This window comes from Bacillus sp. CZDM1, from assembly GCF_055502545.1.
Genome location: NZ_JBUESO010000001.1, coordinates 462,950 through 478,085 on the forward strand (window position 1 = coordinate 462,950; position 15,136 = coordinate 478,085).

Annotated in this window: 19 protein-coding genes; all 19 read right to left on the minus strand. The window is 39.1% G+C overall.

What is annotated here, in order from left to right; translation table 11 throughout:
- Positions 1–8 precede the first annotated feature (8 nt).
- Entirely contained in the window at positions 9–458 is a 450-nt protein-coding gene (ahrC, locus tag ACY3XC_RS02475) for a transcriptional regulator AhrC/ArgR (RefSeq protein ID WP_179157058.1), read from the minus strand.
- Between the two features lie 147 nt (positions 459–605).
- Positions 606–1,445 (minus strand): TlyA family RNA methyltransferase, encoded by an 840-nt coding sequence (locus ACY3XC_RS02480; protein ID WP_464867146.1) that lies wholly within the window; start codon positions 1,443–1,445, stop codon positions 606–608.
- A gap of 3 nt (positions 1,446–1,448) precedes the next feature.
- Positions 1,449–3,341, minus strand: a complete 1,893-nt coding sequence (dxs, locus tag ACY3XC_RS02485; RefSeq protein WP_464867147.1) for a 1-deoxy-D-xylulose-5-phosphate synthase — start codon at positions 3,339–3,341, stop codon at positions 1,449–1,451.
- Between the two features lie 147 nt (positions 3,342–3,488).
- A complete protein-coding gene (locus ACY3XC_RS02490; RefSeq protein WP_464867148.1) occupies positions 3,489–4,382 on the minus strand; it encodes a polyprenyl synthetase family protein in 894 nt (297 codons plus the stop codon).
- Positions 4,383–4,385: 3 nt separating this feature from the next.
- Positions 4,386–4,619: an exodeoxyribonuclease VII small subunit gene (locus tag ACY3XC_RS02495; protein WP_179157062.1), complete on the minus strand. Its 234-nt coding sequence runs from the start codon at positions 4,617–4,619 to the stop codon at positions 4,386–4,388.
- Complete coding sequence (gene xseA, locus ACY3XC_RS02500; protein WP_179157063.1) at positions 4,609–5,967, minus strand: exodeoxyribonuclease VII large subunit; 1,359 nt, start codon at positions 5,965–5,967, stop codon at positions 4,609–4,611. The genes ACY3XC_RS02495 and xseA overlap by 11 nt, the downstream gene beginning before the upstream one ends.
- A 13-nt stretch (positions 5,968–5,980) precedes the next feature.
- Positions 5,981–6,835 carry a bifunctional methylenetetrahydrofolate dehydrogenase/methenyltetrahydrofolate cyclohydrolase FolD gene (folD, locus tag ACY3XC_RS02505; protein ID WP_464867149.1) on the minus strand — a complete coding sequence of 285 codons (855 nt, stop codon included), beginning with the start codon at positions 6,833–6,835 and terminating at the stop codon, positions 5,981–5,983.
- Between the two features lie 31 nt (positions 6,836–6,866).
- Positions 6,867–7,265 (minus strand): transcription antitermination factor NusB, encoded by a 399-nt coding sequence (gene nusB, locus ACY3XC_RS02510; protein ID WP_179157065.1) that lies wholly within the window; start codon positions 7,263–7,265, stop codon positions 6,867–6,869.
- Between the two features lie 203 nt (positions 7,266–7,468).
- The gene (locus ACY3XC_RS02515) at positions 7,469–7,876 is read right to left on the minus strand and encodes an Asp23/Gls24 family envelope stress response protein (protein WP_179157066.1); all 408 of its coding nucleotides are present in this window, start codon (positions 7,874–7,876) and stop codon (positions 7,469–7,471) included.
- Between the two features lie 17 nt (positions 7,877–7,893).
- The gene (gene accC / locus ACY3XC_RS02520; protein ID WP_464867150.1) at positions 7,894–9,249 is read right to left on the minus strand and encodes an acetyl-CoA carboxylase biotin carboxylase subunit; all 1,356 of its coding nucleotides are present in this window, start codon (positions 9,247–9,249) and stop codon (positions 7,894–7,896) included.
- 14 nt (positions 9,250–9,263) lie between these two features.
- Positions 9,264–9,776: an acetyl-CoA carboxylase biotin carboxyl carrier protein gene (accB, locus tag ACY3XC_RS02525; protein ID WP_464867151.1), complete on the minus strand. Its 513-nt coding sequence runs from the start codon at positions 9,774–9,776 to the stop codon at positions 9,264–9,266.
- Between the two features lie 131 nt (positions 9,777–9,907).
- Complete coding sequence (locus tag ACY3XC_RS02530; protein WP_464867152.1) at positions 9,908–10,468, minus strand: SpoIIIAH-like family protein; 561 nt, start codon at positions 10,466–10,468, stop codon at positions 9,908–9,910.
- A 15-nt stretch (positions 10,469–10,483) separates the two neighbouring features.
- Positions 10,484–11,134, minus strand: coding sequence for a stage III sporulation protein AG (gene spoIIIAG, locus ACY3XC_RS02535; RefSeq protein WP_464867153.1), 651 nt, complete (start codon positions 11,132–11,134; stop codon positions 10,484–10,486).
- A gap of 4 nt (positions 11,135–11,138) precedes the next feature.
- Entirely contained in the window at positions 11,139–11,756 is a 618-nt protein-coding gene (gene spoIIIAF, locus ACY3XC_RS02540) for a stage III sporulation protein AF (RefSeq protein ID WP_464867154.1), read from the minus strand.
- An 11-nt stretch (positions 11,757–11,767) separates the two neighbouring features.
- Positions 11,768–12,967 carry a stage III sporulation protein AE gene (gene spoIIIAE / locus ACY3XC_RS02545; RefSeq protein WP_179157321.1) on the minus strand — a complete coding sequence of 400 codons (1,200 nt, stop codon included), beginning with the start codon at positions 12,965–12,967 and terminating at the stop codon, positions 11,768–11,770.
- Positions 12,968–13,005: 38 nt separating this feature from the next.
- Positions 13,006–13,395 (minus strand): stage III sporulation protein AD, encoded by a 390-nt coding sequence (spoIIIAD, locus tag ACY3XC_RS02550; RefSeq protein WP_095247152.1) that lies wholly within the window; start codon positions 13,393–13,395, stop codon positions 13,006–13,008.
- 16 nt (positions 13,396–13,411) lie between these two features.
- The gene (spoIIIAC, locus tag ACY3XC_RS02555; RefSeq protein ID WP_007084610.1) at positions 13,412–13,615 is read right to left on the minus strand and encodes a stage III sporulation protein AC; all 204 of its coding nucleotides are present in this window, start codon (positions 13,613–13,615) and stop codon (positions 13,412–13,414) included.
- An 11-nt stretch (positions 13,616–13,626) separates the two neighbouring features.
- On the minus strand, positions 13,627–14,142 hold the full coding sequence (gene spoIIIAB / locus ACY3XC_RS02560; RefSeq protein WP_179157072.1) for a stage III sporulation protein SpoIIIAB: 516 nt from the start codon (positions 14,140–14,142) through the stop codon (positions 13,627–13,629).
- Positions 14,143–15,066: a stage III sporulation protein AA gene (gene spoIIIAA / locus ACY3XC_RS02565; RefSeq protein WP_464867155.1), complete on the minus strand. Its 924-nt coding sequence runs from the start codon at positions 15,064–15,066 to the stop codon at positions 14,143–14,145.
- Positions 15,067–15,136 lie beyond the last annotated feature (70 nt).

Consider the following 15,136-nt stretch of genomic DNA (forward strand, 5'->3'; position numbering starts at 1 on the left):
CCCCCCAATTACAGCATGTCAAGGAACCGATTTGTGATTGTCTCTGTATCTTCAGGTGTACGACAGATGAGTAAAATCGTATCGTCCCCACAAATGGTTCCTAAGATTTCTTCCCAGTCAAGGTTATCAAGTAATGCACCGATTGCCATAGCATTTCCAGGCAGACATTTCATTACAAGTAAATGTCCAGCAGAATCTATACGAACAAATGCATCCATTAACGATCTTTTTAATTTTTGCAATGGATTAAAGCGTTGATCTGCTGGAAGGCTGTATTTGTATCTGCCATCTAACAATGGGACTTTAACCAAGTGCAGTTCTTTAATATCCCTTGAAACCGTTGCTTGTGTTACATTAAACCCAGCACTTTTTAATTCATCAACCAGTTCATCTTGTGTTTCAATATCATTATTGGTGATAATTTCTCTAATTTTTATATGACGTTGACCTTTATTCAAATCATTCACCCCGTAATCATCGGAACATTTGAGTATTTTGTACAAAAATGTCGCTTATACCAATATGTTAGCCCATTTTGCCTAGGATGTACAATGATTATTCAAGAGAAAAACTTGTCAAATCAAAAAGGAAGGATAAGCATATGCTCATCCTTCTATATCTTGTTTCGATTTAAATTCTAGATGGGAGTCTTTCACTATTTGTGAAGGCTCAAAAGGTAATTGATTTTGACCATTATCTTGCTCCCCTACCCACCTGAGGTGAAGGAGAAACTCAATATTCCCGTCTCCTCCTGTAATAGGAGAAAAGGATAAATTAACCGCATTAAATCCTTGTTCAAGTGCAAAATTGACAATTTTATTAACAACCTGTAAATGTACTTTTTCATCGCGAACGATACCTTTTTTTCCAACCTGCTCACGGCCTGCTTCGAATTGCGGTTTGACGAGCGCAACAATATCACTGTCAGGGACAAGAAGTGTTTTTAAAACAGGTAAGATTAACTTTAAGGAAATAAAAGAAACATCGATGGTTGCAAAATTGGGCATTTCTCCTGATAAATCTTGCGGTGTTACATATCGAAAATTGGTTCTTTCCATAACCACTACACGGTCATCCTGCCGCAGCTTCCATGCAAGCTGATTATATCCTACATCCAAGGCATAGGACATTTGGGCACCATTTTGCAGAGCGCAGTCAGTAAAACCTCCCGTAGAAGCACCAATGTCGAGCATAATTTTATCCTTAACTGTCACATCAAAGACCTTTAACGCTTTCTCAAGCTTAAGACCGCCGCGACTTACATAAGGGAGCACATTTCCTTTTATCATAAGCGGGATATCTACTTTTACTTTTTCTCCGGGTTTATCTAAGCGCTCCTCGTTTGTATAAACCAGCCCAGCCATAATGGAACGCTTTGCCTTCTCCCGAGTTTCAGCTAAACCTCTTTCAACTAATAAAACATCTAAACGCTCTTTGTTCTTCATTCGTTATGCCCTTTGTTGTTTTTTTCGCGCAAGTATAGTCATTCTTTTAACAACCTCAGAGGTAGTCATCCCTATTTCCTCTAGCAGTGAATTAACATCTCCATGCTCAATAAATTGGTCTGGTATCCCCATTCGATCAATTGCTTGATGATAAAATCCTTGATCATGTGTGTATTCTAAAACATTGCTTCCAAATCCACCCTGAAGAATCGCTTCTTCAATGGTTAGGAGAGGTGTATTCTTTGAGAATAACTGATTGAGCATTTTTTCATCTAATGGCTTTATGAAACGCGCATTCACTACTTTTATTGAAATTCCTTGTTTTTCTAGAACTTCTGCTGCTTCCATTGCCATTGGAATTGTGGTACCAAAGGTTAAGATAGCACCGTCTTCGCCTTCCTTTAAAACCTCCCAGGTGCCAATTGGAATGCTCTTGAACTTTTCATCCATTGGAACACCTAAACCATTTCCTCGAGGGAATCTCATCGCAATTGGACCATCATCATAATTTAGAGCCGTATAAACCATATGCTGCCCTTCATTTTCATCTTTAGGCATCATTAATACCATATTAGGTACATGTCTTAAAAAGGCAATATCAAATACGCCCTGATGGGTTTCACCATCTGCTCCTACTAACCCAGCCCTATCAATTCCAATGAAAACATTTAGATTCTGACGGCAAATGTCATGAACAACTTGATCATATGCCCGTTGTAAAAATGTCGAATAGATAGCTAAGAATGGCTTCATATGTTGGGTGGCTAATCCAGCAGCTACCGTAGCAGCATGTTGTTCAGCTATTCCAACATCGTACATTCTCTCTGGGAATTCACTAGCAAAGCCCTCAAGCTTAGACCCAACAGGCATTGCAGGGGTAATTGCCACAATTCGCTCATCCTCGCGTGCAAGCTTGCGAACTGTTTCACTAACTAGGCTGCTCCATGCCGGTGGTGCCTTATCAGACTTAACAAAGGCACCTGTATCCATCTTATATGGTCCTGTTCCATGCCATGTACCTTTTGTATCACTTTCAGCCGGATGGAAACCTTTTCCTTTTTTCGTAATCACATGGAGAAGGACTGGTCCTTCCGTTTTTTTGGCATAGCGGAAATTTTCAAATAATGCTTCAAAATCATGCCCATCTACTGGACCTAAGTACGTAAAGCCCATTTCCTCAAAAAACATGCCTGAAACAAATAAATATTTTAAGCTGTCTTTAACACGTTCGGCAGTTGCTGCGAGTTTTCCACCAACAGCCGGAACCTTTTTTAAGAATAATTCTAACTCGTCTTTAACCCACTGATATTTACCCGCAGTGCGTAATTGACCAAGGATATTATGAAGAGCACCAACATTAGGAGCAATTGACATTTCATTGTCGTTCAGGATGACGATCATATTCTTCTTTTCATGACCAATATGGTTTAATGCTTCTAATGCCATTCCACCTGTTAACGCACCATCACCAATAATCGGCACAATAAAGGAGCTCTCTTTTTTCAAGTCTCTTGCTATGACCATTCCCATCGCCGCAGAAAGAGATGTCGAGCTATGTCCTGTTTCCCATACATCATGCTCACTTTCAATTCTTTTCGGAAAGCCGCACAGTCCTTTATATTGACGCAATGTATCAAATTCGCCAGCCCTGCCTGTCAGTATTTTATGAACATAGGACTGATGTCCTACATCCCAAATAAATTTGTCTTTGGGGCTGTCAAAACATTTATGTAAAGCAATTGTTAATTCGACAACACCTAAATTCGGTCCAATATGGCCACCAGTTACAGACAGCTTTTCAATCAAGAATTTGCGTACCTCTTGACTTAAAGCCTCTAATTCTTGATTTGACATCCCTTTTAAAAAGGAAGGGTCTTTTATTGATAACAGATCCATTTTAGGACCACTCACTTTCATACTTTTTCTTTCAGTCTACTATTTAAAAATAGCCGCTAACACTATTAGTGGTAACGGCATTAACAACGTTTTCTACATTGACAACAATTATAACACAATTACTTTGTTGTTCAAATACCAGTTATATTAGTGGTCTCTAGATGCCACTAGGTCTGCAATTTCACTAAGCAGATTGATAGTAAGTCCAGTCTTTTCTAAGTATTGTTTGGACAAATCTAATTGCTTTTGTAACTCTTCTTTCGCACCCTCCATCGTTAACAGCTGTGGATAGGTACTCTTATGATTAGTGGTGTCACTTCCAACAGGTTTACCCAGTAACTCTGGATTGCCTTCTAAGTCTAAAATGTCATCCTGTATTTGAAATGCAAGCCCAAGATGATGGGCAAAAGAAGAAAGGTTCTCAAGTTGCTCGTGGTTTGCCCCGCCTAACAACGCACCTGCAATGACACTAAATCTTAAGAGTCTTCCTGTTTTATGTATATGTATATACTCAAGCTCTTCAATGGTAAGAGTTTTTCCCTCTCCTTCCATATCCGCCACCTGACCGCCAACCATTCCTTCACTGCCTGCAGCTTTGGCCATTTCGGTTACCAATCGGAGTTTCGTCTCACTCGAAGCATTTTCGTTTGGAATCTGTCCAATTACCTCGAAGCTTAAGGTTAATAAGGCATCTCCAGCTAGTATGGCGATTGCATCGCCAAACACTTTGTGATTCGTTGGCTTCCCTCTTCTAAGGTCATCATTATCCATACTTGGCAAGTCATCATGGATTAATGAATAAGTATGAATCATTTCTATTGCTGAAGCTGCTAACAGCCCAAGTTTAGGGTCTCTTCCAAATGCAGCAATAGTAGCAAATACTAGTAAAGGACGAATTCTTTTACCGCCTGCTTCAAGGGAATAATGCATGGCTTCTTTAATAATAGGAGGTGCTTTCAGCTTTTGCACCAAGGTTCGAAGCTCTGATTCAAGCAGTTGTTTATGTTCTTGTGTAAAAGCATCTAGAACTTTAGTACTCAAAGCCTATTCCTCCTCTTCTATCTTGAAGTTTTGTTTCCGTCCGTCCTCCGTAATAATCTGTGTTAATTGTTCTTCAACACTTTTAAGCTTATCATGACAAAGCTTAGATAGTTCCATCCCTTCTTTATAAAAGACAATTGCCTCTTCTAAAGGGACATCTCCTTCTTCAAGCTTATCCACAATTTGCTCAAGCTTATTCATTGCTTCCTCAAAGGAAATCTTTTGTTCATTCGTCACGGTTTTCGCTCTCCTTTATGTTCTGTACATTACAGAGAAGGCTGCCATCTGATAATTGAATCTGAAGTGGTTCGTTCTCTTTAACTTGTTTAATACTTTTTATTAATTCATTTTCAGTAGAATAGACGAGGCTGTATCCACGTTCCATTATTTTTAACGGACTTAAGGCTTGAAGGGTTGAAATAACCTTATCGAATTCTGTTTGTTTCTTTAAGAGAATTTTCTCCATTGCCCTCCCGATATCTTTTTGTGAGCGGTCAAACCTGCCCGCTGCATCGAGTAAAGCTACCCTTGGATGGTTTCGCATCAGACGATTGTGAACCGTTTGATGCTGTGACCTTTTTACATCTGACAATCGAGAAGCGCCGCGAACAAGCAGTTCTGTTAATTTATCTACCTGCTCAAGCTTCTGTTCGTAAAGACGCTGTGGATACCGAAAAGCATAGGATTTTTGTACTCTGTCTAACCGTTGCTTCTCATATCGGTATAGGCTATTCATAGACTGGAGCATACGGGTTTTCCGCTGCAGCAGTCTTTCCATTAATTCCTCGATATGAGGTACAGCTAACTCAGCTGCTGCAGTCGGCGTTGGCGCACGCATATCTGCAACAAAATCTGCAATGGTAAAATCTGTTTCATGTCCAACAGCAGAAATGATTGGGAGTACAGATTGAAATATCGCTCTAGCGACCAATTCCTCATTAAAAGCCCATAATTCTTCAATTGAGCCGCCGCCACGCCCAACTATAAGCACATCAAGGTCATCCAGCTTATTTGCCTTCTCAATAGCTTTAGCGATAGAAGGAGCGGCATTTTCACCTTGTACGAGTGCTGGTAATACTAGAATATTCGCAATCGGATAACGTCTTTTTATCGTGGTGATAATATCTCTTATTGCAGCTCCTGTTGGGGAGGTAATGACGCCTACCGTCTTAGGATAGCTTGGAATAGACTTCTTACGTTCTATCGAAAATAAACCTTCCGCTTCAAGTCTTTTTCTTAACTGTTCATAGGCTAAAAATAACTCCCCAATCCCATCTGGCTGCATTTCCTTTATATATATTTGATATTGACCGCTTGGTTCATAGACAGAAATATCACCTTTCACAACCACCTTCATGCCGTTTTCTGGCGAAAACTTCATTGTCCGTGATTGGCTGGAGAACATGACAGCCAGAATACGTGCTTTTTCATCCTTTAAGGTAAAGTACATATGCCCGCTCGAATGTTGTTTAAAGTTCGATATTTCACCTCTAACATGGACATCCTGCAAATGGGGATCAGCATCAAATTTTCTTTTTATGTATTTTGTTAATGCCAATACAGATAAATACTTTTTTTCCTCCATTACGAACTCCTTTTTAGGACTGCAGCGTATTTTTTGCTGATTTAAGAGTGTTATACATAAGCATCGTAATGGTCATTGGACCTACTCCCTTTGGAACGGGAGTAATATAACCGGCTTTTTCTACAACTTCGTTAAAATCAACATCCCCGCAAAGCTTTCCAGCTTCATTTCTGTTTATCCCTACATCAATAATGACTGCACCTTCTTTTACATGATTGGCTTTAATAAAATTAGCAATACCAACTGCCGCAACAAGTATATCAGCCTGTGATGTTTGAGCCTGTAAATCCTTTGTCCGTGAATGACAGTAGGTTACAGTTGCATGCTGGTTAAGAAATAATTGACCTACTGGCTTTCCAACAATATTACTTCTCCCAACAACTACTACATGTTTGCCAGCAACAGATATACCAGTCTCCTCTAAGAGCACCATGATTCCAAAAGGGGTACACGGTAAGAACGCATCTTGACCAGTCATCATTCGTCCAATGTTAATGGGATGGAATCCGTCGACATCTTTTAATGGTGAAATTGCTTCAATTACTTTAATTTCATCAATATGCTTTGGCAGTGGCAGTTGAACAAGAATTCCGTGGATTGCGGGGTCTCCATTCAATTCCTCGATTTTTAACAGAAGTTCTTCCTGGGAAGCCTCTTCCGGTAATTCAATTAGCACAGAGTGCATACCAAGGTCTCGACAAGTTTTTTCTTTATTTGATACATATGTTCTGGACGCATGATTATTTCCAACGAGAATGACAGCAAGTCCAGGTGTAACTCCTTGTTCCTTTAATTTACGGACTTCCTCAGCAATTTCTACTTTTTTCTTTGCGGCTATTTCCTTACCATCAATAATTGTTGCAGTCATAATGTTTCCCCTCCTGTAATTGTCAATTTATTTATTCGCTAATCAGCTGCTGTTTCACCTTAGATAGTACACCATTAATAAATCGGCTGGATTGTTCGTCACCGTAGATTTTAGCAATTTCTATTGCTTCATCTAAAATAACATTTTCAGGTGTTTCATTTCTGAAATATTTTAATTCATAGACGGCTAACCTTAATAAGTTTCTGTCTACGGTTGCTAAACGGTCCATCGTCCATTTTTCAAGGTTTACTACGATTAATGGATCAATTTCATTTTTATTTTCAACCACTCCTAACACAAGCTTAGTTAGGTAGTCATCTCCTGACTCCCCTTCCAAAACATGTTCAATTGCAGAAGCTGGCTCTGTATTGCTTACATCGATTTGAAAAAGAGCTTGTAACGCCTTTTCCCTTGCAGTTCTTCTTTTCATTATACAGTTAACTCCTTTAGAGATAATAATTAATTTTTGTCTAATTTCATACAACAATTGCATGATATTGTTTTGCACATAAAAAGATAATAGCATAACTAAAATCGATTCGCACTGTAATACCTTATTTTTACCTAGAAGCAGTATACTAATAACCGTAAAAAAAGAAAAAAACCAAAGGATTTTCTCCTTTGGTCATCCGTTTAGATCTCTTCTTCTACTTCTGGTTCTGGTTTTTGGGTTTCGAATGAGATACCAACGACGTGTATGTTTACTGCTTCTGCCTCTAGGGCTGTCATGTTGAGCAATGCTTGTCGGATGTTATCTTGTATTTTCCCTGCTACAGTTGGAATAGATACCCCAAATTTCATTAAGCAGTATACGTCAACTGTGATTCCATCTTCTGATAATTCCACCTTAACACCTTTACCGTGGTTTTTCTTCCCCAGCCGTTCAACTACACCTGTCGCAAAGTTCCCACGCATTTGTGCAACTCCCTCGACCTCGGAAGCAGCAATACCTGCAATGACTTCAATGACTTCTGGTGCAATTTCAACTTTACCGTGGCCACTGTTACCTTGATTCATTTCCAGTACATTATATTCGCTCATAAAGTACACCCCCAGATTTAGATAGACTTCATCACATCATGTAACTCTAGAAACTTCGTATTGAACTGTCCCTCTACGAAACTTTCATGCTCAAGCAATTTTAAATGGAATGGTATGGTAGTATGAACACCCTCAATCACAAATTCACTTAACGCACGTTTCATTCGTGAAATTGCTTCTTCCCTGCTATTACCGTATGTGATGACCTTTGCAATCATAGAATCATAATAAGGTGGAATCGTATATCCTGGGTATGCAGCTGAATCAATTCGAACGCCAAACCCGCCAGGAGGCAGGTACATATTTATTTTTCCTGCTGAAGGCATGAAGTTCTTTTCAGGGTTCTCTGCATTGATTCGGCATTCAATTGCCCAGCCAGTAAACGTAACATCCTGCTGCTTTACCGTTAATTTTTCTCCCGAAGCAACGCGGATTTGCTCCTTAATAAGATCAATACCTGTAACCATTTCAGTAACTGGGTGCTCCACCTGTATCCTAGTATTCATTTCCATGAAGTAAAATTTACGATTGCGGTATTCATATATAAATTCTACCGTTCCCGCACCTGAATAATCAACTGCTTTTGCCGCTTTTACTGCTGCATTTCCCATTTCTTCACGAATTTCCCCATCTAATGCTGGTGAAGGAGTCTCTTCTAAAAGTTTTTGCAGCCTCCGTTGAATCGTACAGTCCCTTTCTCCTAAATGGACAGTATTTCCATAGGAGTCTGCAAGAACTTGTATTTCAACATGACGGAAATCCTCAATATACTTTTCTATGTATACTCCAGGATTACCAAACGCAGTCAGCGCCTCTTGCTGTGTAATACTAATACCCTTAACGAGTTCCTGTTCATTTTTTGCAACACGGATACCTTTACCGCCTCCACCAGCGGTTGCTTTGATGATTACAGGGTATTGTATTCTTTTAACAAGCTCGAGTGCTTCATCAATATCATTTATGATTCCCGTTGAACCTGGTACAATTGGAACCCCTGCTTTACGCATGGTTTCCCTTGCAATATCTTTCGTTCCCATTTTGGTAATCGCCTCGGGACTAGGTCCCACGAAGGTAATATTACATTCACGGCAAAGATCAGCGAAATCTGCGTTTTCAGCTAGAAAACCATATCCAGGGTGGATGGCATCACAAGCTGTTAGTTTTGCCACACTAATTAAATTTGTCACATTTAAATAACTATCTTTTGATAATGTCGGTCCTATGCAATAGGCTTCGTCTGCAAGCTGTACATGCAGCGCTTCACGGTCTGCCTCGGAGAAAACGGCAACAGATTCAATGCCCATTTCCCTGCAGGCACGAATAATTCTGACAGCTATTTCTCCTCTATTTGCAATTAACAGTTTCTTTATCATCCTGTTATCGCTCCTTATTCTGGCTTTACTAAAAATAATGGCTGCCCATATTCTACTAATTGACCATTCTTCACTAGAACTTCAACGATTTCGCCATTAACTTCAGCTTCAATTTCATTAAATAATTTCATTGCTTCGACAATACATACAATAGAATCCTTGGTAACACCTGAACCTGCTTTTACATATACATCTGCTTCTGGTGTTGGTGAGGCATAAAAAGTCCCTACCATTGGGGAAGTGATTTTGTGTAAATTTGATGTATCAGCTGGAGTCGCTGCAACATTGTTTGCTGCTTCCTGCTTTTCTTCTTGCACAGGTGCTGCAGAAACTGCAGCTGGTGCTGCTGGTTGAATTACAGGAACAGCCTCAACTGATGCTTGTGGTACTGATTGTACAGTTGTTACTTTTGTTTCAGTATTCTTTTTCATTTTTATTTTGGAACCTTCATTTTCATATACGAATTCATCAATGCTGGATTGGTCAACTAATTTAATTAATTCACGAATTTCTTGAACTTTTAACAATCTAAACACTCCTTGTCCTGCTAGATTAATACTAACTACTAATACTATACGCTAATACCTTGTTGAAGTTCAATATTCTTCTTTTCAATCCTTAAAAAAAGGAAAGCCGACGGCTTTCCTTTTTGTTTGGTTTATTTAGTTGGCTGGAATTCTACAGCTACGAAGTTTGTTTCACCAATTTCTTTTTTAACCATTTGTATAATCGCATTTGCTTCTGATTTTGAAGATTCTTTTTTAGACTTTACAATAATTTTAACCGTTGAACCATCTGCTCTCACTAATGCGTCTTCATAATCCATGGCTTTAATTAATGTTTCAAGCATTTCTTCTTTTTGAGCAATTTCACTTAATTTTTTCATTTGGTCAACCGCTTCACTTCTTTGGTCAGCAGGAAGATCAGTGGTTGCCACAACAGTGTTTAATTGTTCCTTTAATTCGCTGCGCTCATCTTGAAGCTCCAAACGAAGTGCTTCAAATTCTTCGTCACCAGCAACCTGAGAAATAACGGTGTCGCCATCCTTAACTTCCGTTTCAGTATCTGTTTTCGTTTCTTTTTGATCAGCTTTCTCTTCTTGCTTCACTGCTGCAAGTTCATTACTATTTTGTTCAGGAGATGTGATGTAGTAAACGGATAATACAACCACCAAACTTAACATTGTTAATAACCAAACTGTTTGTTTTTTCAATAGCATTTATAAATCCCCCTTTTATTTTTTAGGCATTACGGCAACGCGATGGCTAGGTACATCAAGAGCTCTTGTTACTGCCTCAATAATCCACTTTTTGACTTGAATATTTTCTGCACCCTTAGCTACTACTAATACGCCGCGAATGGCTGGTTTTTGATATTCAACTACAATCGGTACCTCTTTCTCACCTTCACGAATAATGACTAATTGCTCATCCGTGGAGGTATCCTGAACCTTCCGTTCTCCACCCTCGTTGTCTTTTTCCTCTGTTGTTTGAGATTTTGTTACTTTGTTTTTCTCAAGCACCTTTTTGTCAGTTGAATCAATATTCACCACTACCATTACATCGTCTACACCCAGCATTTCTTCCAGTGCCTTCTTAAGCTGTTTCTCATATTCTTCTTCGTAACCAGAAATTGTTTTATTATTAGAATCTTTCTTTAGGCTAAAAGCCTCAACCTCTGACGTTTCTGACTGGCTCGCAGTTACTGCCTTACTGTCAAGTGGAGCAGATTTATCCGAGAATAGGACATTACCAACAATCATAAAGGCTGCACCGATACATAGTACCAGAATCATATATTGATATTTCCCAGACTTTTTATCAGAAGTTTCACCCTTTGAGACTAGGTTTTTAAGCCATGAAAATGGTCCCTTATTATTTTCCATTCTGCTATTTCATCCCCCCTTCAACCGAGACTTCAATTACTTTATCGGTTACATTCCATTGTTGCGAAAGAAATGCGGCGATTTTTTCTGATTCCTCTGTTTGATCTTTAGATGGAAGAGGCGTTCCCGTATCAATGCTTACTGGTTGTACGGCTTCGACTGTTGTAACTTTTGATTCAGGCTGCTTTAGGCGAACTGTAACCATTTCAAGATTTTCAGGGAATGATTCTTGACTATCATCCTTGGTTGTGAGTTCTATTTTTGCGATTTCCAAACCAAATTGTTCCATCAACTCCTCTTCTACTCCCTTTTCAAGCTGGGCAGCCATTGTTTCTAAAATATATGCATGATTAGAGGCTTGTATTTCTTTTTTCTGCAATTCTATTAAATTTTCCATATTTTTTTCTCCTGGACTCTGGAAAGAGGGGATCTGAGCCATCGCAGTTTCAAAATCCTTAGAGATTAACTTAAAAATAGGCGTAAGGATTATGGCTATTAGCAGAAGCCCCGTAACCATTTTTGTGTATTTTTGCATACTTGTATTTGGAAGCAGCATATCAATAACGGTTGCCAAGAGGATAAAAAGAATAATATTCGTTACCCATTCTATTAAAAATTCCATAACGTTCTCCCCTATCTCATCATCATCGTTAGATTCCCTGCTGCGACAATAACTGTAATACTTAAAAAGAACATGAGAGAGACGATGCCAAGTGCAGCAAAAACATAAATAACGCTTTTGCTAATAATATCTAAGCATTTAATAACGGGTCCCCCGCCTAGCGGCTGTAAAATAGCAGCCGCTATTTTATAAATAAACGCGATCATTAGGATTTTAATAGCCGGGAAAGCAACTATGATGAGCAGGATGCCGACACCCGCTATTCCAACAGAATTCTTCAACAATCCAGATGCACTTACTACTGTGTCTGCCGCATCAGTAAATATTCTGCCAATGACAGGAATAAAGTTACCAGTCACAAATTTTGCCGTACGGATGGCAACTCCATCTGTTATCGCTGTAGACGCACCCTGGACTGAAATAACTCCAAGGAAAACAGTCAAGAAAAGCCCCATTAAGCCAATACTCCAATTTCTAAGCAGCTGTGCAAGCTGCGTCACCTTATATTGGTCGGACATCGTACTCACAATACTCAATAGAGTGGCTAAAAAAAGCAGCGGAAGGATGACATACTGCATGAACATCCCGCTGATATTCATTAAGAACAAAATAACAGGATGGAAGAAAGCTGCTGAGATGATTCCGCCCGATGATGCAATCAAGGCTAACAAAAGCGGTATAAGTGCCAGCACGAAGGAAATCATGCTCCCAATTGCCTCATTGGTATACTCAATTACGATATGAAAACTATTTAGCGCAATAATTACTAGGACCATATAGACAATGGAATAGGCAACTTTACTAATCGTGCTGCTTTCAAACGCATTCTGCATAGATTGGAGAAACATACTGAATATCGTAAGAAGGATTAAAGAACCAAGTAATTTTCCATTTATAACAAATTCGTGAAATAGGAATTTTAAAACTCCTTGTGTCCACTCCTTGAAGGAGAATTTCTTATCTCCTTTTACAAAATCATACAAACTTCCTTTCTGACTTTCTGGGAGAAAGCCGCCGTATTTACTTTGAATATCCTCCCAATATTGTTTAAGCTCTGTTAAATCCATTGTTTTAAGCTGTGCGTCAACTAAATCCTGTGGCGAAAGAGGTGTGGAGGCATCATTCACTTCTTCGTTAGCTTGTACACTTGTTGAAGTAAAAAACATAAATAATAGAATAATAATGGGAATAATCTGCAGCCTTTGCTTCATCATTTTTCACCTCTTGTATTCAAACGAAAATGAACTTTCTAACTGGGAATTAGCTTAATTATGGTTTCAATCATGACCGTTAAAATTGGGATTGCCATCGCAAGAATTAACACTTTTCCAGCAAGTTCGATTTTTGAAGCTACTGCACCCTGACCTGCGTCCTTTGTAATTTGAGAGGCAAACTCGGCAATATAGGCAATTCCAATAATCTTTAGTATGGTTTCTACGTAAACTAAATTGACATTTGCATTCACTGCCAGCTTTTCAAGCATATGAATAATTTCGTAGATTTTATCAACTAAAAACAAAAAAATGCTGCAGCCTACAAATACAATTAACAGGAAGGCGAAATTAGGTTTTTGCTCTTTTATTATTAAAGCAAGGAAGGTTGCGACAAGAGCCACGCCAACTATTTTAATAATCTCAATGGCAAAGCCCTCCTTTCTATTGGAACAAGAATACAGATTTTATTTTCTGGAAGAGATCATCCACAATTGAAGCGACTTGAAACAAAATGTAAATAAAGCCGAATAAAGTAACCCACTGGGCATATTCCTTTTTCCCAACCTGGTCAAGAACTGTGTGCAAAAATGCAACGACTATTCCCACCCCGGCTATTTTAAAAATAATATCCACTTCTAAACCCATTGCTTTTCCCCCTAAATTAATAAAATAATCAGTAATAATCCTGAAAAGAACCCTAAACTCTTTACCATCTTTTCGTATTTTGCTTGGTTTTCAACTGCGTCAGCTTCTTCTCTTTCGAGATGGGAAAGAGTTAGCATAATATGTTTTTGCTGGGAAAAGCGATCATGCCGACCCAGGGTTTCCCCAAATTGCTTCATAATCTCAAATTCACCTTGTTTGAAAGCAGTCTGCTTCCAAACCTCCTTCAAGCTGTCTTCCCAGGCATCCTTTACTGTTGTTTCCGTATCTGTGAGTTTTTTTGCAAAACCTTCAAAGAAGGATGATAATGGCTTTGATAATTGTGCTGCCAATCTCCTCGCAGCCTCATGCAAAGGTGTATGACCATACATGATTTCAGCTTCAAGTGATTGAAGAGCAGATCTTAATTGCCTAAGCTGTCTCGGCCGTTCACTTAAATGTTTGGCAACTTCAAATCCTGTCCAAGTAGTAGCAAGAATAATAAAAATGGCTCCAATTATTTTAACCATTTACGTCACTCTCACTTTTTGACTGAGTTCTTTTCCATTACCATCCAAAATATGTGTAATTGTTCCTGGTCCGTGAGCCCTGCTTAGGACAATAAATCGCTGGAAGATGTTTTGGTCTATAATAGACTTTAGTGAAGGTCTATTTTTCGCTTCTTCTAGGCTTGTGCCATGAGTGGTCATGATTAGTTTTATGCCAGCATGTACAGCTTCTTGAATGGCTTCGGCGTCCTCTATTCGACCAATCTCATCTACAACCAGCACGTCGGGACTCATTGAACGAATCATCATCATCATCCCCTCGGCTTTTGGGCAGGCATCGAGCACGTCTAACCGGTGCCCGAACGTCATTTGAGGGATTCCCTGTACACATCCCGCTATTTCCGAGCGTTCATCAACAATTCCTACCTTATATGCATGTATCCCTTTTTCTTGGTTTCCAGATGAAATAATTCTAGCGATATCCCGTAACAATGTTGTTTTTCCGGTTTGGGGAGGACCAACAATCATCGTATGCATCCATGAATGATTGAAAATAAAGGGGGTAATTTTCTCTGCAATACCTATCTTTTCCTTGGCAATCCGGATGTTAAAAGAAGCAATATCCCTTATCGCCTTTACCTTTCCTTCTTCAAGGATGACCTTTCCTGCGAGTCCAATTCTATGGCCGCCTGAAACCGTTATATACCCCCGTTTCAACTCTTCCTCAAGTGTATAAATCGAGAATTGGCTGATTTTATTCAATAAGTGGAAAGCATCTTCTTGCCGAATAATGTACGATAGAAACATTGGAGCTCCTTTCATCGTAATTTCTATTGGGCGGTCGATACGAATTCTGATTTCTTCCAATTCTTCTTTTTGACTAGGAGGGATTTTACTGATTTGTTCTGCAATGTTTTTTGGTAAGAATTTTAGGATCGTTTCCACATTTCTTCCTCCTTGCGGGTTGCTTGTCTCATTATTTAAAATGTATGCCTTTCGATGCGCAATATGACTA

Excerpts from the sequence above, each read along its gene's own strand:
- ACY3XC_RS02480 (WP_464867146.1), bottom strand. The coding sequence starts at position 1,445 with ATGAAGAACAAAGAGCGTTTAGATGTTTTATTAGTTGAAAGAGGTTTA.
- spoIIIAG (WP_464867153.1), bottom strand. The coding sequence starts at position 11,134 with ATGGAAAATAATAAGGGACCATTTTCATGGCTTAAAAACCTAGTCTCA.
- dxs (WP_464867147.1), bottom strand. The coding sequence starts at position 3,341 with ATGGATCTGTTATCAATAAAAGACCCTTCCTTTTTAAAAGGGATGTCA.
- folD (WP_464867149.1), bottom strand. The coding sequence starts at position 6,835 with ATGACTGCAACAATTATTGATGGTAAGGAAATAGCCGCAAAGAAAAAA.
- spoIIIAE (WP_179157321.1), bottom strand. The coding sequence starts at position 12,967 with ATGAAGCAAAGGCTGCAGATTATTCCCATTATTATTCTATTATTTATG.
- ACY3XC_RS02530 (WP_464867152.1), bottom strand. The coding sequence starts at position 10,468 with ATGCTATTGAAAAAACAAACAGTTTGGTTATTAACAATGTTAAGTTTG.
- nusB (WP_179157065.1), bottom strand. The coding sequence starts at position 7,265 with ATGAAAAGAAGAACTGCAAGGGAAAAGGCGTTACAAGCTCTTTTTCAA.
- accC (WP_464867150.1), bottom strand. The coding sequence starts at position 9,249 with ATGATAAAGAAACTGTTAATTGCAAATAGAGGAGAAATAGCTGTCAGA.
- spoIIIAB (WP_179157072.1), bottom strand. The coding sequence starts at position 14,142 with ATGGTTAAAATAATTGGAGCCATTTTTATTATTCTTGCTACTACTTGG.
- spoIIIAF (WP_464867154.1), bottom strand. The coding sequence starts at position 11,756 with ATGGAATTTTTAATAGAATGGGTAACGAATATTATTCTTTTTATCCTC.
- ACY3XC_RS02515 (WP_179157066.1), bottom strand. The coding sequence starts at position 7,876 with ATGAGCGAATATAATGTACTGGAAATGAATCAAGGTAACAGTGGCCAC.
- xseA (WP_179157063.1), bottom strand. The coding sequence starts at position 5,967 with ATGGAGGAAAAAAAGTATTTATCTGTATTGGCATTAACAAAATACATA.
- spoIIIAC (WP_007084610.1), bottom strand. The coding sequence starts at position 13,615 with ATGGGTTTAGAAGTGGATATTATTTTTAAAATAGCCGGGGTGGGAATA.